The following is a 22,049-nucleotide window of genomic DNA, read 5'->3' on the forward strand; positions in this document are numbered from 1 at the left end:
TGCAATGAAAATTAGCATTGCTATCTCAAGTAAGCCCATTTGCGTCCTTCTCTTTTAATTGTCCACAAGCAGCTGAGATATCAATTCCTTTTGATTCTCTAATAGTACAAATAAGACCTCTATCATTTAAATAATCTTTAAATCTAATCATATCTTCCACTTCTGGTCTTTCATAATCAGTTCCTGGGTATGGATTAAAGAAAATTAAATTTACTTTTGCATTTATACCATTTAATAGTTTAATTAATTTAGCAGCTGCTTCAATACTGTCATTTTTACCCTTGATTACTAGGTATTCGAACATTACTTTTTTTCTTGTATCAACTGGGAATTTTTTAACAGCATCAATAATTGTTTGAATATTATATGCTTTATTCATAGGAATTAATTCAGACCTTAACTCATCATCAACAGCATGAAGTGAAATCGCAAGTTGAATTCCTAAGTCAAACTCTCCTAGTTTTTCAATCTTTGAAGCAACTCCTGAAGTTGAAACTGTTTGTCTTCTTTTATTGATTGATAAACCTTCCTCTTCTGCAAATACATTAACTGCACGTGTAAAGTTTTTAAAGTTATCAAGTGGCTCACCCATTCCCATATATACTATGTTTACAGATTTATTTGCAGGAATGTCATTGTCTCTTTTAATATTTACAATTTGAGCTATATATTCTCCAACTGTAAGGTTTCTAACAAAACCACCTTTTGCAGTTAAACAGAAAGTACAACCTACTTTACATCCAACTTGAGAAGAAACACATACAGTATATTTTTCACTACGAACAATTACACCTTCTTCATTCTTCTTTTTTTCTTTCATAAGTAAAAGTACAGCTTCAACTGTTAAATTATCTCTTAATTTAAAAAGATATTTAATACTTCCATCACTACTTACTTCTTTTTTTAGAATACTCATTACATCAATAGGGTACTTTTCTTCTAGTTCTTCTTTCAAATCTTTTGGTATGTTTTTCATCTCATCATATGAAGATGCATACTGTTTATATAACCAATTATATACCTGCTTTGCTCTAAATGATGGTTTTAAAGTTTCCTTTAATTCATCAAGTGAAAAGTCATATATAGAGGGTGTTCCTTCTTTTGCCATTATTCTTCCATTTCTTTTATTTATTATTTCTTACTATTTTATGATATTTTTATCAACTAAATATTCAGTCAATTTTTTCATTGCTTCTTGATGATTCTTTAAAAAATCTTCATGAGCATTTTCATTTGTATAATTTGTTACTATAAATATTCCAGCAACAGGTATTTCAAATTCACGAGCTACTTGTAAAACTGAAAAATACTCCATATTTTCAATACCAATACCATATTCATTATATTGTTTTGCTAACTCTTCATTTGTTGATATATAATTTGACGAGTTTACAATTGTGTCATTTTTTACCATTTTATTATCAGATTCTAATACATTATCTAAAGGAGTATATGAGCTATTTGTTAAAAAAGATAGCTCAATATTAGCAGCTCTTCTTGATTCTATAATATCAAATACCTCATGATTACCATAAGAACCAGCACTTCCAATAAAAAGTATAAAATCTGGTTTATTAAATAAGCAAATTCTAGTTAGATTAATTGCTGATTCTATTAAACCAACACCAATTGCTTCTGCAAATTTAAAAGTTTCATTTCTTCCAGCACATACAATCATTTACACTCCAATAAAAAAACAGCATCTATTTTAATCTCTTTTGTAGAATTATCAGGAGCTATATTTGAAACTCTTTTAGATGAATATGTTTCCATATTTATATTTTTTGTAAATTTTTTACTTGTTTTATCTATATCAATACTTTTAACTTCACAATCTTTTAATAAAATATTTTTTAATGAAGCAGAATATTTTTCAATCCAAGTCATTGCATTAATTCTTAAAGCATCTAAACTATTATCATAAAGTTTTGTACTAGTTGTCCATGAAACATTTGATATATTAATTTTTATATTTTGTCTATTATACTTACTTTCCATTTCAATCAAATCATTTATAAATTTATTTAAACTACTAGCATTTTTTGATTTTATTATGTATCTTAAGTTTCCAACATAGCCAATAAACTCTTGAGTATTTTTAAAATACTTATATTTTGGACTAAGAGTAAAACTTCCATCATATTTATTTACATCATCATTGTTTTTTATATATTTATTAAATATTTCAATATGCTTATTTATAAATTTTTCAGACTTATCTTCTACAGAAATAGAGATATATGTACTTAGTAAATCTGGTGTTACTGATTTTGAAAACTTTTTACTAAAACTAATCTCATAAGAGAATAGGGACATTGGTAAAAGTAGGGCAAGTAAAAATAAAGCTAAGGTTTTGACTTTTAATTTCATTTTTATATCCTAACTGGAATATTATTTGCTCTTAAATATCTTTTTAAGTCCATAATATCTATTTCTTTAAAGTGGAAAATAGATGCTGCTAATGCAGCACTTGCACCATGTTCAAAAGCCTCTTTCATATGTGCCATAGTTCCAGCTCCACCACTTGCAATTACGGGAATATCAATAATTGATGATATTTGTTCTGTAATATTAAGCTCAAAACCTGTCTTTGCTCCATCTGTATCCATAGATGTAAGTAAAATCTCACCTGCACCTCTGTTATATACTTCTTTTGCCCAAGCAACAGCATCAAGTCCAGTATCTTCTCTACCACCTTTTACAAAAACGTGATAAGAACCATCTGCTACTTTTTTAACATCAATTGCAGTAACAATACACTGTGAACCAAATCTTTTAGCACTTTCATTTATTAAATCAGGATTAGTTACAGCTGAAGAATTGATTGATACTTTGTCACAACCAACATTTAGTAAACTGTATATATCTTCAAGTTTTCTAATACCTCCACCAACTGTTAATGGAATAAAAACTTCTTTTGCAACTTCTTTTACAATATCTACAATAGTTCCTCTATTTTCATGACTTGCAGTAATATCCAAAAAAGTTATTTCATCAGCACCTTCATTATTGTATCTCTTTGCAACTTCTACAGGATCACCTGCATCTCGAAGTCCAACAAAGTTAATTCCTTTTACTACTCTTCCGTTATCAACATCCAAACAAGGTATAATTCTTTTTGCAAAACTACTCAAATAAATTCCTTAATTATTATTAGTTATTATCTTATCTAAATGTAAGTTAAAAGCAGTTATACTCCTTGCAATTATGGAAAATATAAAAGCAAAAAAGAAATACGGACAAAATTTTTTAAAAGATACTACGGTTTTGGATAAGATCATCCAATCGATGCCCAACAATAACAACTACCTAGTGGAAATTGGGCCTGGATTAGGTGATTTGACTAAAAATCTAGTCAAGTACAAAGAGATGACTGCTTATGAAGTAGATACTGATTTAATCAGTATTTTAGAGTCAAAATTTGCAATAGAAATAGAAGAGAATAGACTAAAACTGATCCACACTGATGTTTTAGAAGCTTGGGATAAACAAGAAACTCTGCATAATGGTAAATACGACTTAATCGCAAACTTACCATACTATATTGCAACGAATATTATATTAAGAGCCTTTGAAGACGATAACTGTGAAAGTATCATAGTAATGATTCAAAAAGAAGTAGCTTTAAAATTCTCGGCAAAGCCTAAGGATAAAGAGTTTTCATCTTTAGGAGTTATTGCTGATTTAGTTTCAATTGAATCACGAATATTATTTGATGTTCCTCCTGAATCATTTGATCCTCGACCAAAAGTTATGTCTTCAATTCTTTATATTAGAAAAGATATGAATAAATCAATTGATAGAGATTTTAATAAATTTCTTAAGGCATGTTTTGTACAGCCTAGAAAGAAGTTATCTAAAAATCTATCTTCAATTATAAGTAAAGATTTAGTATCCAAGTATTATGAAGAATTAGACCTTAGTGATAATATAAGACCTCATGAAGTTAGTTCATCTTTGTATAGCCAATTGTATACAAAGGTAAAAGATGGAAGAAATTAAAAACGAAGAAATAAAACAAAAAGAAACTCCTGTTAATACAGAAGCTGTTGCAAAACCTGTGGAAAATACTCCAACAGAAAAAAAGCAAAATAATACGCAAGAAGCAAAACCAACTTCTGAAAAGGTACAAAAACCTAATCCTAATCAAAATAGGAGACCAAATCAAAATAAAAGACCAAAAGCTAAACTACCTACAGAAATGACAGGTGAGGGTTGGATGAATGATCTTAAAAAAGCTCATTTAGTTAATGAAAAAATTCAAAAAGATAGATTAAATCCACACTACAAATTAAACTTAAACACATCTGCAAAAATTAGAATTACTCCATTAGGTGGACTAGGTGAAATTGGTGGAAACATGATGATTATTGAGACTGATAAGTCTGCAATTATTGTTGATGTTGGTATGAACTTCCCTGATGAGACTATGCATGGTGTTGATATATTAATTCCTGATTTTACTTACTTAAGAGAAATCAAACATAAAATTGAAGCAATTATTATTACTCATGGACATGAAGATCATATTGGTGCAATGCCATATTTATTTAAAGAAATGCAATTCCCAGTTTATGGAACTTCATTACCATTAGAAATGATTGGTTCAAAATTTGATGAACATAAAATGAGAGAATATAGAAAATTCTTTAGAGCTGTTGAGAAGAGAAAACCTATTAAAATTGGTGAATTTGAAGTTGAATGGATGCACGTAACTCACTCAATTATTGATTCATCTGCAATTGCTGTTACTACTGAAGCTGGAACAATGATTCACACAGGTGACTTTAAAATTGACCATACTCCAATTGATGGATATCCTACAGATTTACATAGACTTGCATATTATGGAGAAAAAGGTGTTTTATTATTAACATCAGATTCAACAAATTCTCACTCACCAGGATTTACAAGAACAGAAAAAACAGTAGGGCCTACATTTGATAGAATTTTTGCACAAGCAAAAGGTAGAGTTATTATGTCTACTTTCTCATCGAACATTCACAGAGTTGCACAGGCAATTGATAGAGGAATTTCAAGTGGAAGAAAAGTATGTGTAATTGGTAGATCAATGGAAAAAAACTTAGACTTAGCAATGGGTCTTGGATATGTTAAGTTTCCAAAAGACTCTTTTATTGATGCACATGAAGTAAATAAATATAAAGATGAAGAAGTTTTAATTGTAACAACTGGTTCTCAAGGAGAATCAATGTCAGCACTTTATAGAATGGCAATTCATGAGCATAGACATATTAAAATTAAACCAACAGATCAAATCGTATTATCAGCAAAAGCAATTCCTGGAAACGAGGGTAGTGTATCTGGTATTATTAATCACTTATTAAAAGCTGGAGCAAAAGTAGCATATCAAGATTATCCAGATATTCACGTATCAGGACATGCTGCACAAGAAGAGCAAAAACTAATGCTTAGACTTGTTAAACCTAAATTCTTTATGCCAGTTCACGGTGAATATAATCATGCTTTAAAACATGGTAAAACGGGTATGGATTGTGGGATTTTAGAAAGAAATCTTTATATTATGAATGCAGGAGAGCAAATTGAAGTAACTCCTAAATACATGAAAAAAGTAAAAACTGTAAAATCTGGAAAAGTATATATTGACAATCAATTAAACCACAAAATTTCTGATGATATTGTAATTGATAGACAAACAATGGCAAATGAAGGTGTTGTTATGATTGTTGCTCAAGTAAATGAAGATGATAGAACATTAGCACAAAGAGCAAAAGTTACTTCATTTGGTTTAGTTCCAGATAAACAAGATAAATTCTTTGCAAAAGAGATTGAAGATTTACTTGCAACATTCTTAGCAAATGTTAAACCAGGTATTTTCAAAAATTCTAGAATATTAGAAGATGAATTAAGAAAAGTTGTAAGAAAACACTGTATTAGAAAATATAAAAAATACCCAATGATTGTACCTACTGTATTTGTACAATAAGGAGTTATAATGGATTTTAAGCAAATAGTTAAAGATCTTCTGTTAACAGAAGCTAAGGAATTAGAAAAAGCAGCGCAGAAGATATCTTTCGATATAGAAAAAGCTATTGATTTAATCACAAAGTCTAAAGGTAAACTAATTATTACAGGTGTTGGTAAATCAGGACTTGTAGGAACAAAAATTGCTGCAACACTTGCAAGTACTGGTACTAGTTCTTTTTTCCTTCATCCTACTGAAGCCATGCATGGTGATTTAGGTATGATAGGAAAAGAAGATATTGTTCTTGGTATTTCATATTCAGGGGAGAGTGAAGAATTAGTTCAAATTCTTCCTCATCTTAAAAGATTTAATATTCCATTAATTGCAATGGCAAGAAATGAAAACTCTACATTAGCAAAATATTCAGATGTATTTATTAATATAAATGTTGAAAAAGAAGGTTGTCCTTTAGATGTTGCTCCAATGTCATCAACAACTCTTACAATGGCAATGGGTGATGCCTTAGCTGTTTGTTTAATGAAAAAAAGAGATTTCCAAAAGAAAGATTTTGCATCATTCCACCCAGGTGGAAGTTTAGGGAAACAACTATTTATTAAAGTAGATGACTTACTAAGACGGGAGAATCTTCCTATCGTTTCACGTGAAACAAAACTTAAAGATGCCATTTTACAAATGAGTGAAGGTAGACTTGGAAGTGTAATCATTACAGATGAAGAGAATAAAGTTGTTGGATTATTAAGTGATGGAGATTTAAGAAGAGCGTTAATGAATAAAGACTTTACAATTGATTGTAAAGTAGAAACATTAGCTTCAAAAAACCCTAAGATGTTAAAAAACAAAGACTTATTAGCAAGTGATGCCTTACAAGTAATAGAAGATTATAAAATACAATTATTGATTGTAACAGATGAAGAAGACAAATTAATTGGCGTTCTTCATATACATGACTTAATAGAAGCTGGTATAAAATGAAACACGAAGAAGAATTAGAAGAGACTAGATTAAATAAATTCTTATCTCATAATAGTAAATACTCAAGAAGAGAAGCTGATAGATTAATAGAAGAGGGTAAAGTAAAAGTTAATGGTAAAGTTGTTGATAACTTAGCAACTAAAGTTACTATTAATGATGAAGTACATATCAATAAAACTTTAATCAAAGAAGATAAAAATAAAATGCCTACGGTTATTATTTATAATAAACCAAAGGGTGAAATAGTATCTAAAAAAGACCCTCAAGGTCGAAAAACTATTTATGATTCATTAGATAAAAGATATCAACACTTTATGTCTGTTGGACGTTTAGATTATGCTAGTGAAGGTTTATTACTATTATCAGATTCTGTTAAAATTGTTGATGCATTAATGCACTCAAATTTAGAAAGAAAGTATAAGTTAAAAGTAAATGGAACTATTGGACCAAAAGTTGAATCTGCAATGATGCAAGGTTTAGAGCTTGAAGATGCAACAGATGGAGCATTTAAAACAAGTAAAATTAAATCTATGACATTTGCACCTTTTATAGGTTATAGTATTCAATCAAACAATGAAAACTTTTCTAAAATAAAAGTAGCAATTGTTGAAGGTAAAAACAGAGAATTAAGAAGATTCTTTGCTCACTTTGGACTTGATATTATGGATCTTAAAAGATATGAATTTGGTGGAATTTCACTAAATAATTTACCTACAGGTAAAAGTAGATTTCTTTCAAAAGAAGAGTATAGAAACTTAAGAAGCTTTTTAAATGAAAGTGAAGATGACAGATCTTTCTAACAAACTTAGACCAACAAATTTAGATAACTTTGTTGGTCAATCCCATATAATCTCAAAAGACAAAGCCCTTTATAAACTTATCAAACAAAAAGATATTCCACATCTATTTTTTTATGGAAAACCTGGAACTGGAAAAACTACCCTAGCTAAGATTATTGCTAAAGAAATAAATACAGATTATTACTATTTTAATGCTACTAGTATTAAAGTTGAAGATTTACGTAAAGTATTTGAAAGATACAAAAATGCTTTAATTAAACCTTTAATCTTTATTGATGAAGTTCATAGGCTATCAAAAAACCAACAAGAAGTATTACTTCCAATAATGGAAAATTATGATGCTACCATTATAGGAGCTAGTACTGAAAATCCTTTTTTCACTTTAACAAATGCAATTCGTTCTAGGTCTTTTCTTTATGAATTTAAAGCTTTTACAAAAGAAGAAATGCAAAAAATTCTATGCATTGCTTTAAATGATGTTGATGCAAATATTACTCAAGAAGCTAAAGAGCATTTAATACATTCAAGCTCAGGAGATGCAAGAGCTATGCTTACACTTTTAAATTTTGCATATAAAGTATCAAAAGATATTGATATTACTTTAGTAAAAGAGTTAAGAGAGAATGTAATAGGGGATGGAGTTTCTTCATCAGATACACACTATGATTTAGCAAGTGCAATGATTAAATCTATTCGTGGATCAAATGTTGATGCAGCCTTATATTATATGAGTAGATTAATAAACGCAGGAGAGAGTGTAGATTTTATCACTAGACGATTAGTAATTTTTGCAAGCGAAGATATTGGAAATGCAAATCCTCATGCTTTTAATTTAAGTGTAAATACAATGACTGCTTGTAATAAAATAGGCTATCCAGAATCTAGAATCATGTTAGCTCAATGTATAATTTATCTTACATCAAGTCCAAAATCTAACAGTGCTTATAAAGCTATCAATAAAGCTCTACAAGACATAAAAGATGGTGAACTACTCAATATACCAAAACATCTTGATTCGCAGCATATAGGCTATTTATATCCTCATGATTTTGGTGGATATGTTAAACAAGAGTATTTAGAAAAAGATTTAAAATTTTATGAGAGTAAAAATATAGGCTATGAAAAAACTTTAAATGATTGGCTTAAAAAAATCAAACACAAGGATTCATAATGCAATACTACACTTGGATATTAACTTTTCATGTGATGGCTTTTATGTCATGGATGGCAATGCTTTTTTATCAACCAAGACTTTATGTATATCATACAGAGAATAAAGATAAAAAAGATTTTGTTGATGTTGTAAAAATACAAGAATTAAAGATGTATAAATATATTGGAATTCCAGCTATGTGGGCTGCAATTATTAGTGGAGCTGTAATGCTTTATTTAAATCCATATTTATTATCAGGCCAAGCTGGAGGATGGATGCATGCAAAACTATTTTTTGCTTTACTTCTTGTAATCTATTCTTATTCATTAGGCTATTATAGAAAGAAACTAGAAAGAGATGACTATGAAAGAAGTGGAAGTTTTTTTAGAGCATATAATGAAGTTCCAACAATTCTATCACTATTAATAGTTGGATATGTAATTACAAAAACTTTTTCAATATCATTTACACTAATTACATTAGTTGTAGGTTCATATATAGTATATAAAGTTTTTAAACAGAAAGAGAAATAATGAATTTTGATAAATACTATGTCCTTGACACAAATATATTACTAGAAGATGCAACAAATATTTTTAAACTATCACAAGACAGTAAGAATTTAATCATTCTTCCTGAAACAGTTTTAGATGAAATTGATAGTAAAAAATCTGGTTTTGATGAGATAAATTTTCAAGCAAGAGAGTTTGCTAGAATATTAGAAAACTCTGAAATAAAAAGTTCTTTAAAAAAAGAAAACTACAAAATAATTAGACTTGAAATAAAAACTTCACAAAGTGCAATTATAGATATTATCTCAAAAGATGAATATGATATAAATACAAAAAATGTTTCTTTAAATATTATCAATGATAGAAAAATTCTTGAGATTGCAGATTTTTCAAAAGTATATTATAAAAAAGAGATAGAGTTTTTGTCTTTAGACATAATGGCAAGAACAAGAGCAGTATCACTTGATATAAAAACACAATCACTTCTTGGATCAAATAAAGATGACTTCAACTACGAGTTTATCAAAGATGTTGAGATAAATTTTGAAGACTTAGAAGATTTTGATAATAAAGATATAGCAATATTTGATAAAGAGTATAAACCTTATAATTATTCATACTGTTTTAAAGTAAAAGATTCAGATCAAGTAATATTAGCAAATATTCAAAATAAAAGAATCAAAGTTTTAGATGAAACGGAGATAAGAAATCAAATAATAACACCATTAAATAAAGAACAATTATTCTTTTCAAATGCAATTATCTCTCATATATTTAATGTTTTAATAATTGAAGCAAAAGCTGGTTCAGGAAAAACTCTTCTTGCATTAAGTGGAGCATTAAAACTTGTAAGACAAAAGAAATATCAAAAAATTATCTATATTAGAAACTCTGTAGAATCATTAGATAAAGGTGAAGATATTGGATATTTACCAGGATTTGAAGAAAAATTTAAAATCTATAATCATCCTTTAATGGATAGTTTAGAGTACATAATAAGAAGTGAACATAAAAAAAGAAACTCTAAGAAAAATATTGAAAATATAAGTGAATTAGATGATAGTGAAGTAACAGCAAGAGTTGAACAAATGATTCAAAACTATAGTATAGAAACTATGTGGGTTGGAGAAATGAGAGGAAGAACAATTTCTAATTCATTTATCATAATAGATGAAGCACAAAACATGTCCAATAAAACAATGCAAATGGTATTGTCAAGAATAGATAATACATCAAAAGTTGTAATACTAGGTTCAAATAAGCAAATAGATAACTTCTATGTAAATAAATATACAAACTCACTAACAACACTGTTAAAATCTACAAAAAACGAAAGTACTTTAGTAAATACATTCGCAATAAAATTACAGAAAGTATTAAGAGGTCCTATTACAGAATGGGCTGAATTAATATTTTCTAAATAACTCTATACGCATATAATTACATATAAAATAATATGTAATTATATGTTTGATCTCTATTAATAGCAAAATAAACTAATCAAATTTTTACAAAAAATATAATTTCTTCTACTAAAATATTTTTATTTTTGTGTTATAATACATATACTAATACGTATAGGAGTTTAAATGGATTTACTACAATACAGATCAAATGAAATGTTTTCTTCAACAGAATTAATCAGGAAAAGTAAAATGGTTTTTGATAAAATATCTAAAAAAGAGATTGATAAAGCTGTTATTTTACGAGATGGAAAGCCTAGTTTTATTCTTATGGATTTTAAAATGTATGAAGAATTAATATCTGAATACCTAATATTAAAAGAACAGATGAAAAATAAACCAAAAGCAAAAATAGAAAAAAAAGAAATAAAAGAGCAATTTGATGAGATAAATAGTGATGATTTTGAAGATGCACTTGCACAAATTGAACAATTAGATTTAGAAATACAAAAGCAACCCATGACACAAAAAGATGAACAATTAAAAGATTTTTGGGAATAACATGTATGATGTATTAATTATTGGCTCAGGAGCTGCAGGACTAAGTGCTGCTTTAAACGCAAAAGAAAATGGATCAACAGTTGCCGTTCTTTCAAAGACTTATCCAACACACTCGCAAACTGTACAAGCTCAAGGTGGAATAAATGCAGTTTTATATGAAGATGATGATAGTGTTGATATACATGTAAATGACACATATACAGCTTCTAGAGGTTTAGCAAATAAAGAGAATATAAACTTCATGTGTAAAAATGCTAAAGAGACTATTTTATGGCTTGATAAAGTTGGAGTACCTTTCACAAAAAATGAAAATAGTAATATTGCTCAAAGAAAATTTGGAGGTACGAAGAAAATTCGAACATGTTATTCAAGTGATTATACAGGTTTGAAAATTGTTCATACTTTATTTGACCAGTGTATTAAGAATGATATAGAATTTATTAATGAACATATCTTATTAGACTTTATAATTGAAAACGATATATGTGCTGGAGTAATTGCTCTTGACATTATTAGTGGTGTGGTAAAAGAATTCAAAGCCAAAAGTACCATAATAGCCAGTGGTGGTTATGCTGGAATTTACACAAACTTTACTACAAATTCATTTTCTAATACAGCCGATGGCTTAGCAGTATCATTAAATGCTAATGTTAACTTGTCAAATATTGAGTTTGTTCAATTTCATCCAACTGCACTTGTTAATAGTAATATTTTAGTAAGTGAAAGTGCCAGAGGAGAGGGTGGATATTTATTAAATCAAGATGGACAACGATTTATAGATGAGCTAAAACCAAGAGACGAAGTAGCACGTGCCATTTATGAAAAAATTAAAGCTAATGAAAAAGTATACTTAGACTTAAGACATTTAGGACTTGAAAAAATAAATGAAGTAATGCCACAAGAAAAAAGATTAGCTTTAGAATTCTCTGGAATAAAAATTGAAGAAGAACTTTTACCTATAAATCCAGCAGCTCATTATTCAATGGGTGGAGTAAAAACTGATATAAACACAAATACTAATATAAAATCTTTATATGCATGTGGTGAAGTTGCACAAACTTCTATACATGGAGCGAATAGGCTAGGTGGCAATTCACTACTTGAAATAGTTACTTTTGGAAAAGTTGCAGGAATAAATGCATCAAAAAATGCTAAAGAAATAAAGAGTTTAGAAGATATTGAAAGCAAAGAATTATCAAAACAAATACAATATATAAAAGAGATATATTCATATCCAAATGAAATAAACTTTTATGAAAGTAAAGAGTATTTAGGGAAACTATTTTTTGATAATGTAGGACTATTTAGAAATAAAAAAAATCTTGAGTTTGCAATAAAAGAGTTAGAGATAATTAAAAGTAAAATTCCTAAGATGGGAGTTTTAGATAAATCTACTGAGTACAATAAAAACTTAGTTGAATTTTTAGAGTTTATAAATATGATAGAAATTGCTGAAGTAATTGCCAAAACAGCACTAAATAGAGAAGAGAGTCGAGGTGCTCATTATAGAAATGATTATCCAGAAGAATCAAAATCTTATCAAAAAAATTCTCTAATAAAAAAGATTGATAATAACTTAGTTTTATCTTTTGAGGATGTATTATGAATATAAATATAAAAAGATTTAGTAAACAAAATAATCAAAACGCTATTGATACTTTTACTGTAAGTAAAACAAATCTCTTACAAGCTCTTACTGAAATAAAAGCTACAAGTGATGCAAGTTTAACTTTTAGATGTGGTTGTAAAAGTGGTGTTTGTGGTTCATGTGCCGTTAGGGTAAATGGGGTAGAGCAACTTGCTTGTAAAACTGTAATAAATGAAAATGATTTAATTGAACCTTTAAAAAATAGAGCAGTTATAAAAGATTTAGTTGTAGATGTTTCACATGAAACATTGTTAATAAAAAACTCTAAAGCTTTTCTTCAAACAAATAGTGAAATTAAAATATCAGAAAATGATGTAAAATTAATTGATGCTCAAAGTAACTGTATTCTTTGTAATGCATGTTATAGTTCTTGTCCTGTGTATGAAGTAAATAAAGAGTTCCTAGGACCCTTCGCACTAACAAGAGCATTAAGATATGTAAATGATAAAAAAGTGCTTGATAGCTCTGCTATAATCGATTCAATACAAGATAAAGGAATATGGGATTGTACTTTATGTTCTGCATGTACTTTTGTATGTCCTCAAGGAATTGATCCAAAAGCTGATATATTGCAATTACAGAATATATCTGTACAAAAAGGTTATGAAAATCCTAACTTTGCTAATTTTGATTCTGGTATGGATTTTGGAATGCAAGATATGGGTTTTGATCCAAATGGAGGATTTTAATTAAGAGCTTAAAGGCTCTTAATTAAATGTAGAATAAATATTACAGATTATCTTTTAAGTATAAATAATCTGACATTTTAGTCCACTCTCTAGCTTTTTTCATGTAAGCTTCTTGTGAATCTAAAACTTCTTTTAATACAGGACTTTTATTTCCAAGTTCAACTCTTAACTCATTATTTGCTTTTTTCATTGCATTCATTACAGGAGTTGGGAAAGTTTTAATTTTAATATTTGGCTGTTCTTTTTTCATTTTATCCCAAGCTTGAGCACTCATGTCATAATGTTGAATATACATATCATAAGCAGATACTCTCATTGCTACAATCATAACTTGTTGTAAATCTTTTGGTAATTTATTAAACTTCTTTTCATTAATTAAAAACTGCATTTCAGAAGCTGGTTCATGCCATCCTGTGTAATAAAATGGTGCAATTTTATGGAATCCCATTTTAATATCCATTGCAGGTCCAACCCATTCTAAAGCATCAATAGTATTTCGCTCTAAAGTAGTATAAAGTTCACCAGGAGCAATATTTGTAACTTTAACTCCAAGTTTTGCCATAATTTCACCTGCAAATCCTGGGATTCTCATTCTTAAACCTTTTAGGTCATCAAGTGTTTTGATTTCATTTCTAAACCATCCACCCATTTGAACACCAGTACTTCCACCAGGGAAAGATAAAACTCCATGTTTAGAATAAACTTTTTGCATTAACTCCATTCCCCCACCATGATAAAACCATGCATATTGTTCAGGTGCAGTTAATCCAAAAGGCATAGATGTAAAAGGTAAAGTATCAATATCTTTACCTTTCCAATAATACGATGCACTGTGACCCATGTCATACTGTCCACCTTTTACCATATCAAGAATTCCTAAAGGAGCTTTATGTTTATTTGAAGTATCAACTCTAATTTTTAATCTTCCATTTGACATCTCTTCTGCAAGTCTTGCCATATTTGTAGCAGAGTCAATTAAAGGTGTTGTAGATTTTCCCCAAGTTGTTGCCATTTTTAATTTATATACTTTCTCTTTTGCATTAAGACTCATGCTCATTGCAATCAAAAGAACAGAAGTAACTCCAAGTTTACCAATCATTTTTTTCATTTATTTTCCTTTTTTAATATAAGATTTTTAATCTTCTTTTTCTTTTCCCAACCGAGTTTTTTTAATTCAGGTTCATCAAAAAACTCTTTTGTATATCCAAAACATAAATATGCAATAAATTTATAATCTTCACTTTTAATATCAAAAATTTTATTTATCTTTTTTGGTTTTAAGATAGAAACCCAACCCATACCTATATTTAAAGCACGTGCTGTTAACCACATATTTAAAATTGCACATACAACAGAGTATTCTCCTGTTCTTTTCATATATGTTTGACCCAAAATATTACTTTTACTTTTTTTATAATAAACAGCAATATTTATATTTGATTCTTTTATTCCCTCAAGTTTTAGTGAGTTATATAATTTTCTCTCTTTAAACTTTTTCTTACTTTTATTATAAGATTTTTTAAAATGATCATAAACTAACTCTTTTTTATTTTCATCAACAATTACAAAACGCCAAGGCTGTGAGTATCCAACTGAGGGTGCATTTTGTGCAGAGTTTAAAATCTTTAAAAGTTTCTTTTGTGATATTTTTTTATTTATAAAATTATTACCTCTAACATCACGTCTTGAGGTAATAATTTTATCTAAAGTAGTTTGATCTTTTTTTGTAAAAATCATTTATACTGAGAAGTCGTGTAGATCTTTGAATAAAAAAGCTTCAATAATTTCATCAATGCTTTTTTGAGTAGGAGCAACTAAAGCAATTATTCCCTCATCCATAAATGGCCAAACATATTCTTGATCATTTATTACAACTACTGCGTCAATCCATTCTAATATATCTTCTCTTCTATCTACAAATTCGATACTAGCTATTTTACCACCATCTAATTTTACAAAAGCCCAAGATTTATTCTCTTCAATTGAAGCAATAACACATTCATCTCTAGAAGTTGAATCAACTGGTATTAATACTGTCATATAGTCCTCTTTAAAATATTATAAGTTATATAAAAATTCATTTTACAATTTTGTTTCTTAAGAAATATACTCTTTTTTAAACCATAAAGAAAATATAAATAAAGAATAAAAATGTTGCTTAAATTTTCTATTTAAAGAAAGTTCATATATGTGTCTAATATATGCTTCATTAAATAGTTTAGTTGTATTATTTACATCAATAATAGTATCAAACATTGATTTTCCATATTCTTCATTTAACCATTCATTAAAAGGTGAATTAAATCCTTTTTTCGTTCTATTTATAATAGTCTGAGGTATATATTTTCCTGCAATTTGTTTTAACAAATGCTTATTTGTGTTTCCAACTTTTATAGAAGATTCTATAGAAAACATATAATTAACTAAATTAAAATCTAAAAAAGGAGTTCGAACTTCAAGTGAGTTTCTCATAGAAATTCTATCGACTTTTGATAAAAGAGATTCTCCTAACCATATTTTTAAATCAATATAACTCATCCAGTCAACAGGATCATTTTTTGGTTTTTCTGCTTTGTAAGTTGGCACTTTATTAAAAAGTTTTTTTCTTTGAATATCAGTATAAATTTCTCCAAATGAGTTGTATAAAGTTTGCTTTTTTACAATTCTTCTTAAGTATTCACTCTCTTTTGTATTATTTTGTAAAGCAGAAATTATAGTATTTAAAAACTCACCTTGGCCTTGAGACAATGATTTTTCAAACTCATAATATTTTAAAAATTTAGAGTAGTTATCATAACCTAAAAAGATTTCATCACTACCTTCACCTGATAAAACAGTTTTAATTCCACTTTGATGAATCTTTTGTGTTAGTATATTCAAAGGAATAGCAGCAGAATCTCCATGAGGCTCTTCTAGAGCATCTAAAGTATCATGAAAGTTATCTATATACTCTTTTTTACCTATTATTACAGGGTGATGATTTGAATTAATATGTTTTGCAGTTATTTTTGCATAATCTAACTCACAATAGTTTTTATATTCATCATAACCTACAGAAAAAGTGTTTATTCTCTTTCCAGATATTTTTGTATAAAGTGCAGATATTAGTGAGCTATCAATTCCACCACTTAAAAGTGATGCAACTTCAACATCTCCTACTAATCTACTTTCAACACTTTTAAATAAAAGTTCTTCAATATCTTTTAAAGCTGTCGGTTCATCTTTTATTTTCTTATATGTATTAATTTTATAAAATCTTTTTTTTACTAATTCTTTTGACTTTTTTGGCTCATAAGTAAAATAAGTTGCAGCTTCAAGTTTTAATATATTTTGATAAAAAGTATCTTCCCCATATGAAACAAAATATTGCAAGTATTTATTTACTGCTACTTTATTTAAATTTGGTTTCTTATCAAGTAGTTTTAATACAGACTTAATAGAAGAAGCAAAAATAAATTTATTATCTTTAAAATAGTAAAAAAATGGTTTCTTACCATATCTATCACGAGCGCAAAAGTATTTTTCTTTTTTCATATCATAAAGACAAAAAGAGAACATTCCATTTAATTTATTTAAAAAATCTGTTTGATATTTTTGATAAAGTCTTATTAATACTTCAGTATCAGATGCAGTAACACATTCTAATTGTTCATCAATAATCAACTCTTTATAATTATAAATCTCCCCATTAAATACAATTAAAATATCATCAAAAACCATAGGTTGATTTGCTTCTTGGTTTAAATCAATAATTGCTAATCTGTTATGACCAAATTGTTTACCTTCAACTTTTATACTATTTTGATAGTCTGGACCACGATTATTTTGTATTTGCAAAGCTTGCTCAAAATTAGCAGATAAAAAATTTGTACCTAGTATTCCACACATAAATAGTCCTATTTAATAAAATATTCAATAATTTGAATATAAGGATATAAGAAAACAACAAAGATTACAGATGATATTAAAATCGAAGCAGTAACATCATAGGGTTTACAGTTATATAAAGCTGCTAAATTCACATTATTAACAGCAAGTGGTACCATTAGCTCCATAATTAAAATAGACGCTACATAAGCGTTTAAATCTGTAAAGTAAAGAATTATAAAAATACCAAATAGTGGCAGAAAAATATGCTTAACAAAACTTATATGTAAAGACGAATACCAAGGCATTGCTTTTATTTTTATTTTTGATAAATACATTCCAAAAATTAATAGCTGAATTACCATAGAAGTATATGCACCCATTTCAAGTGCAGTATATATATTCTTATTGATTCCCACAGCACTATAATTAACCAATAAAGCTAAAAAAGCAAACCAAATTCCAGGTATCTTTAGAATTGAATAAATTGCTTCTTTTAGTGAAAACTGTTCCCTTGCAAAAAAGTAAACAGAGAATATATAAATAAAGAAGATATTTGCAATATTAATAATACTAGTATAAGGAACTGAAGCAATCCCAAAAAGAGCAATTCCTAAAGGAATACCTAAATTACCCGTATTTCCAACTAAGGCAGTTGCTAAATAGATTGATTGATCTTGTCTAGTTCTAAATATCTTTTTATTAACTAAAAGAAGTATTACTAAAGCAATTAAAACAATTGCTAAATAAACTAAAGGTGAAGCTATAAATGCATAATCAATTGGAGCTTTTGTTAATCCCCAAAAGATTAATATAGGTTGGAAAAAATAAAGTGATATTAGAACTAAAGTTCTTTCATTAATTTCATCATTAAAAACTTTTTTAGCTGTAAAGCCTAATAAAATGAAAAAATAAATTGGAAGAACGGATAAGATAGCTTCGATTTTAAAATCCTATTTTTTTGGTGATTTTATCATAAAATAATAAAATCTTTCAAATAGAACCAAGTGTAAGTGTATATGAATAAGTAGGAAGTCCTACTTATCCCATAATACCTTTAATCATAAAGAATACAGCAGCTGATAAAATAGCAGCAGCAGGTACAGTAATAACCCATGCAGCAACAATTTTTTTAACAGCGTCTCTTTTTACATATTTAACACTTTTTGCTTCTTTAACATCTTTTTTCTCTTGTTTAACAATTTCTTGTTTTTCATCAATATCTTTATAAAGTTCAACAATCCTTACATAGTTAGATTTAGATTTTTTCTCTAATGCTTCAAGTTCATCAAGCTCTTTAGTCATAGAATCTAACTCTTTTTTATGTTTTTTAAACTTTTTTCTTAAACCTTGTAAAAATCTAGCTTCATTAGAATCTAAATATTCTCGTAAAAATCCAACTCCAAATACTCCACCAACTGCAATATGTGTAGAAGATACAGGTAAACCTAATTGAGATGCAATAATAACTGTAATAGATGCAGCCATTGCAATAGAATAAGCTCTCATTTGATCTAATTCAGTAATTTCAGAACCAACTGTTTTAATAAGCTTTGGTCCATATAAAGCAAGACCAACAGCAATACCAATAGCACCAACAGCCATTACCCAAAATGGAATATCAACTTTTGAATGAATTTCACTATTCATAACAGCATCATTAATAGCTGCTAATGGTCCAATTGCATTTGCAACATCGTTTGCACCGTGAGCAAATGATAAAAGTGCAGCTGCAAAAATTAAAGGAACTGTAAATAGTGTATTAACACTAACTCTTGTATTTTCAAGCTTAACTGCAGCTTTTGCAATTAATGGTTTTACTAGTATATATGCTATTACTGCAATTATTAAAGCAATTCCAGCAGCAGTAAAGAAGTCTAATTTTATTAATCTTTTAATACCTTTTAAAATTAAATAAGTAGAAAATGCCCAAGTCATAACAGCTATTAAATAAGGAACAATTATTTTTGCGGAACTTACCATATCCTTTTTATAAACAATCTTAGTTTTAATAAGATAAAGAAAAGCTGCAGCAATAATTCCACCTAAAACAGGAGATATAACCCAAGAAGCGGCAATTTTTCCCATTGTTCCCCAATCTACAATAGAAAAACCAGCTGCTGCAATACCTGCACCCATAACACCACCAACAATTGAGTGAGTTGTTGAAACTGGAGCTCCAACAGATGTTGCAAAGTTAAGCCATAAAGCAGCTGATAAAAGTGCTGCAGTCATTGCCCAAATAAAGATTTGAGGATCTGAGATTAAAGCAGGATCAATAATACCTTTTTTAATAGTTTTAACAACATCACCACCAGCGACAAAAGCACCTAGAGCTTCAAATGTAGCAGCGATTATAATAGCCCACATTAAAGTCATTGCTTTTGAACCAACAGCAGGTCCAACATTATTTGCTACATCATTAGCACCAATGTTCATCGCCATATATGCACCAAAAACAGCACCAATAACTAAAAATGTATTATTAGGAACATCTCCGTGTGAAGTATATGACCATAAAAATACAACTACCATAAAAAGTAGAGCAAGTGAAAGTTTAGCAAAGCTTGAAACAGATTTTTCAGTAGCCTTATCTAATGAATCGAAAGTTTTAATATCCAAAGGAACCCTTTTGTAATCAATATGTAATTTTTTGTGGGTAGTATTTTAGTGGAAACTTACTTACTAAACCTTTAAAAGAGCTTAAACTATTTATAGATAAACTATTTAATATATGAAAAATATCTATAATTTATGGCAAAAGAATTTGTAAATTTAAATAGAAAAAAAACTATATAGATGTAAAGATATGGAAATAATTGAAGAAAAAAGTAGATTGTTTATTTAAATACAGAGAATATTTATAGAAAATAGAAAAAGAGATTAATCTCTTCTTCTATTTCTATCACCTGATCTACCACCAGATGATCTAGAACCTTCAGATCTTCCACCTGAACGCCCATCAGATCTTCCACCACCTGATCTACCATCTCGATTTCCACCAGAACGACCATCAGATCTACCACCGCCAGATCTTCCGCCTCTTGAGCCACCTCTATTTCCGCCTCGGTATCCACCACCTCGACCACCTCTGTGACCTCTATCATCTCCACCGCCTCTTTGAGCGTTTTCGATTAATCTTTTAATATCACTTTCAGATTTACCAATAGTGTTGTTACCTTTTACATAAGTAGAAGATGCAACCATTGAAGCTAATTTGAATGCAATTGTAGAAATATCAAACTCTTCTTTTAATTCTTCAACTAATTCTAAAGCATAATCTTTAATGTCTTGCTCTGTAATTTTATCTTTTAAATCAGCAACTTTTTTTATTTTAACTGAATCAATATTTGGAACAATCTTACCTTCAAGTTTTGTACCAATATTTTTCTCAATTTTTTGAAGCATTCTAAATTCATGTGGAGTTACAATAGAAACAGCAACACCTTCTTTACCTGCACGTCCAGTTCTACCAATTCTATGTACATAAGATTCAGAATCAAATGGTAAGTGGTAGTTAAATACGTGAGAAACATCATTTACATCTAAACCACGAGCAGCTACATCTGTTGCAATTAAGATTTCTAACTTAGATGATTTAAAAGCTCTAATTGCTTCTTCTCTTTGTCTTTGCTCCATATCACCATGAAGACCTTTTGCCATAAATCCTTGAGAAACTAAGAAAGTAGATAATCTATCAACTTCTTTTTTTGTTCTACAGAAAATAATTGATTTTGTAGGGTTTTTGAAATCGTATAATCTAATTAAAGCATCATCTCTTTCTCTTTCATCTACAACATAATATGTTTGTGTAATTTTTGAGTTTGTAACATCTTTTTTAGTTAATGTAACAAATTCTGGTTCTTTTAAAATTGTTTGTGCAAGTTTTTTAATAGCCATTGGCATAGTTGCAGAGAATAATAAAGTTTGTCTTTCTTTTGGTAAGAAAGTAAAGATTTCTTTAATATCATCTAAGAATCCCATGTCAAGCATTTCATCAGCTTCATCTAAAATTACATAAGATGGTTTAATATTAATTTTTCCACCTCTTAATAAATCTAAAAATCTACCTGGAGTTGCAACAATAATTGAAGATCTATCAATATTTCTTAATTGCATAGAGTAAGATTGTCCACCGTATACAGTTGCTGTATTAAAGTTTAAGTTCTTACCAAATCTAAATAATTCGTCAGAAACTTGCATTGCAAGTTCTCTTGTAGGAACAATAACAACTGCTTCAACACCTTGTTGTCCTTTCATCATATTAATAACAGGAAGACCAAATGCAGCAGTTTTACCTGTACCTGTATGTGCTTGTCCTACCATATCTTTACCCTGTAGAACAATAGGAATTGCTTCTGCTTGAATAGGACTTGGTTCTTTGAAACCTGCGTGATCGATTGCTTTTTGTAACTGTTCTTTAAAATTAAAATCGTTAAAAGTCATTTTTTACCTTAGTATGTATTTATAAAATTGATA

21 protein-coding genes are annotated in these 22,049 nt (G+C 28.5%); 10 read left to right on the plus strand and 11 right to left on the minus strand.

What is annotated here, in order from left to right; genetic code table 11:
* Positions 1–25: 25 nt before the first annotated feature.
* Genes rlmN through hisF form a run of 4 tightly spaced genes read right to left on the minus strand, consistent with a single transcriptional unit; the run spans position 26 to position 3,134 of the window.
* A complete protein-coding gene (gene rlmN / locus GBG18_RS04110) occupies positions 26–1,108 on the minus strand; it encodes a dual-specificity RNA methyltransferase RlmN (RefSeq protein ID WP_152188658.1) in 1,083 nt (360 codons plus the stop codon).
* 33 nt (positions 1,109–1,141) lie between these two features.
* Positions 1,142–1,678 carry a phosphorylase family protein gene (locus GBG18_RS04115; RefSeq protein WP_152188660.1) on the minus strand — a complete coding sequence of 179 codons (537 nt, stop codon included), beginning with the start codon at positions 1,676–1,678 and terminating at the stop codon, positions 1,142–1,144.
* Positions 1,675–2,370, minus strand: a complete 696-nt coding sequence (locus GBG18_RS04120; RefSeq protein WP_152188662.1) for an SIMPL domain-containing protein — start codon at positions 2,368–2,370, stop codon at positions 1,675–1,677. Before GBG18_RS04120 ends, GBG18_RS04115 begins: the two co-directional genes overlap by 4 nt.
* Before the next feature lie 2 nt (positions 2,371–2,372).
* On the minus strand, positions 2,373–3,134 hold the full coding sequence (hisF, locus tag GBG18_RS04125; protein ID WP_152188664.1) for an imidazole glycerol phosphate synthase subunit HisF: 762 nt from the start codon (positions 3,132–3,134) through the stop codon (positions 2,373–2,375).
* 73 nt (positions 3,135–3,207) lie between these two features.
* On the opposite strand from hisF, the gene rsmA reads away from it, so the two are divergent.
* From rsmA to GBG18_RS04175, 10 genes are all read left to right on the plus strand, one after another.
* Positions 3,208–4,002: a 16S rRNA (adenine(1518)-N(6)/adenine(1519)-N(6))-dimethyltransferase RsmA gene (rsmA, locus tag GBG18_RS04130; RefSeq protein ID WP_152188665.1), complete on the plus strand. Its 795-nt coding sequence runs from the start codon at positions 3,208–3,210 to the stop codon at positions 4,000–4,002.
* Positions 3,989–5,965, plus strand: a complete 1,977-nt coding sequence (locus GBG18_RS04135) for a ribonuclease J (RefSeq protein ID WP_193311070.1) — start codon at positions 3,989–3,991, stop codon at positions 5,963–5,965. Before rsmA ends, GBG18_RS04135 begins: the two co-directional genes overlap by 14 nt.
* A gap of 9 nt (positions 5,966–5,974) precedes the next feature.
* Positions 5,975–6,937: a KpsF/GutQ family sugar-phosphate isomerase gene (locus GBG18_RS04140; protein ID WP_152188667.1), complete on the plus strand. Its 963-nt coding sequence runs from the start codon at positions 5,975–5,977 to the stop codon at positions 6,935–6,937.
* Positions 6,934–7,737 carry a pseudouridine synthase gene (locus GBG18_RS04145; RefSeq protein ID WP_152188668.1) on the plus strand — a complete coding sequence of 268 codons (804 nt, stop codon included), beginning with the start codon at positions 6,934–6,936 and terminating at the stop codon, positions 7,735–7,737. The genes GBG18_RS04140 and GBG18_RS04145 overlap by 4 nt, the downstream gene beginning before the upstream one ends.
* Complete coding sequence (locus tag GBG18_RS04150) at positions 7,721–8,908, plus strand: replication-associated recombination protein A (protein WP_152188742.1); 1,188 nt, start codon at positions 7,721–7,723, stop codon at positions 8,906–8,908. Before GBG18_RS04145 ends, GBG18_RS04150 begins: the two co-directional genes overlap by 17 nt.
* Positions 8,908–9,423 (plus strand): protoporphyrinogen oxidase HemJ, encoded by a 516-nt coding sequence (gene hemJ / locus GBG18_RS04155; RefSeq protein ID WP_152188670.1) that lies wholly within the window; start codon positions 8,908–8,910, stop codon positions 9,421–9,423. The genes GBG18_RS04150 and hemJ overlap by 1 nt, the downstream gene beginning before the upstream one ends.
* Positions 9,423–10,826: a PhoH family protein gene (locus GBG18_RS04160; RefSeq protein ID WP_152188672.1), complete on the plus strand. Its 1,404-nt coding sequence runs from the start codon at positions 9,423–9,425 to the stop codon at positions 10,824–10,826. The genes hemJ and GBG18_RS04160 overlap by 1 nt, the downstream gene beginning before the upstream one ends.
* A 165-nt stretch (positions 10,827–10,991) precedes the next feature.
* Positions 10,992–11,366, plus strand: coding sequence for a hypothetical protein (locus tag GBG18_RS04165; RefSeq protein ID WP_152188673.1), 375 nt, complete (start codon positions 10,992–10,994; stop codon positions 11,364–11,366).
* Position 11,367: 1 nt separating this feature from the next.
* Positions 11,368–12,972: an FAD-dependent oxidoreductase gene (locus tag GBG18_RS04170; protein ID WP_152188675.1), complete on the plus strand. Its 1,605-nt coding sequence runs from the start codon at positions 11,368–11,370 to the stop codon at positions 12,970–12,972.
* A complete protein-coding gene (locus tag GBG18_RS04175; RefSeq protein ID WP_152188677.1) occupies positions 12,969–13,703 on the plus strand; it encodes a succinate dehydrogenase/fumarate reductase iron-sulfur subunit in 735 nt (244 codons plus the stop codon). Before GBG18_RS04170 ends, GBG18_RS04175 begins: the two co-directional genes overlap by 4 nt.
* Before the next feature lie 40 nt (positions 13,704–13,743).
* On the opposite strand, the gene GBG18_RS04180 is transcribed toward GBG18_RS04175, so the two are convergent.
* The 7 genes from GBG18_RS04180 to GBG18_RS04210 all read right to left on the minus strand — a co-directional run bounded on the left by GBG18_RS04180 (position 13,744) and on the right by GBG18_RS04210 (position 22,016).
* Positions 13,744–14,811: a TRAP transporter substrate-binding protein gene (locus GBG18_RS04180; RefSeq protein ID WP_152188678.1), complete on the minus strand. Its 1,068-nt coding sequence runs from the start codon at positions 14,809–14,811 to the stop codon at positions 13,744–13,746.
* Positions 14,808–15,440, minus strand: coding sequence for a 5,6-dimethylbenzimidazole synthase (gene bluB, locus GBG18_RS04185; RefSeq protein ID WP_152188680.1), 633 nt, complete (start codon positions 15,438–15,440; stop codon positions 14,808–14,810). Before bluB ends, GBG18_RS04180 begins: the two co-directional genes overlap by 4 nt.
* Complete coding sequence (locus GBG18_RS04190) at positions 15,441–15,743, minus strand: hypothetical protein (RefSeq protein WP_152188682.1); 303 nt, start codon at positions 15,741–15,743, stop codon at positions 15,441–15,443.
* A gap of 57 nt (positions 15,744–15,800) precedes the next feature.
* Entirely contained in the window at positions 15,801–17,591 is a 1,791-nt protein-coding gene (asnB, locus tag GBG18_RS04195; RefSeq protein ID WP_152188684.1) for an asparagine synthase (glutamine-hydrolyzing), read from the minus strand.
* An 8-nt stretch (positions 17,592–17,599) separates the two neighbouring features.
* Positions 17,600–18,514: an AEC family transporter gene (locus GBG18_RS15725; protein WP_152188686.1), complete on the minus strand. Its 915-nt coding sequence runs from the start codon at positions 18,512–18,514 to the stop codon at positions 17,600–17,602.
* A 97-nt stretch (positions 18,515–18,611) separates the two neighbouring features.
* Positions 18,612–20,192, minus strand: coding sequence for an inorganic phosphate transporter (locus tag GBG18_RS04205; protein WP_226896400.1), 1,581 nt, complete (start codon positions 20,190–20,192; stop codon positions 18,612–18,614).
* Between the two features lie 261 nt (positions 20,193–20,453).
* Positions 20,454–22,016: a DEAD/DEAH box helicase gene (locus tag GBG18_RS04210; RefSeq protein WP_152188688.1), complete on the minus strand. Its 1,563-nt coding sequence runs from the start codon at positions 22,014–22,016 to the stop codon at positions 20,454–20,456.
* Positions 22,017–22,049 lie beyond the last annotated feature (33 nt).

The sequence above is a fragment of the Poseidonibacter ostreae genome (assembly GCF_009208075.1).
Taxonomy (GTDB): domain Bacteria; phylum Campylobacterota; class Campylobacteria; order Campylobacterales; family Arcobacteraceae; genus Poseidonibacter; species Poseidonibacter ostreae.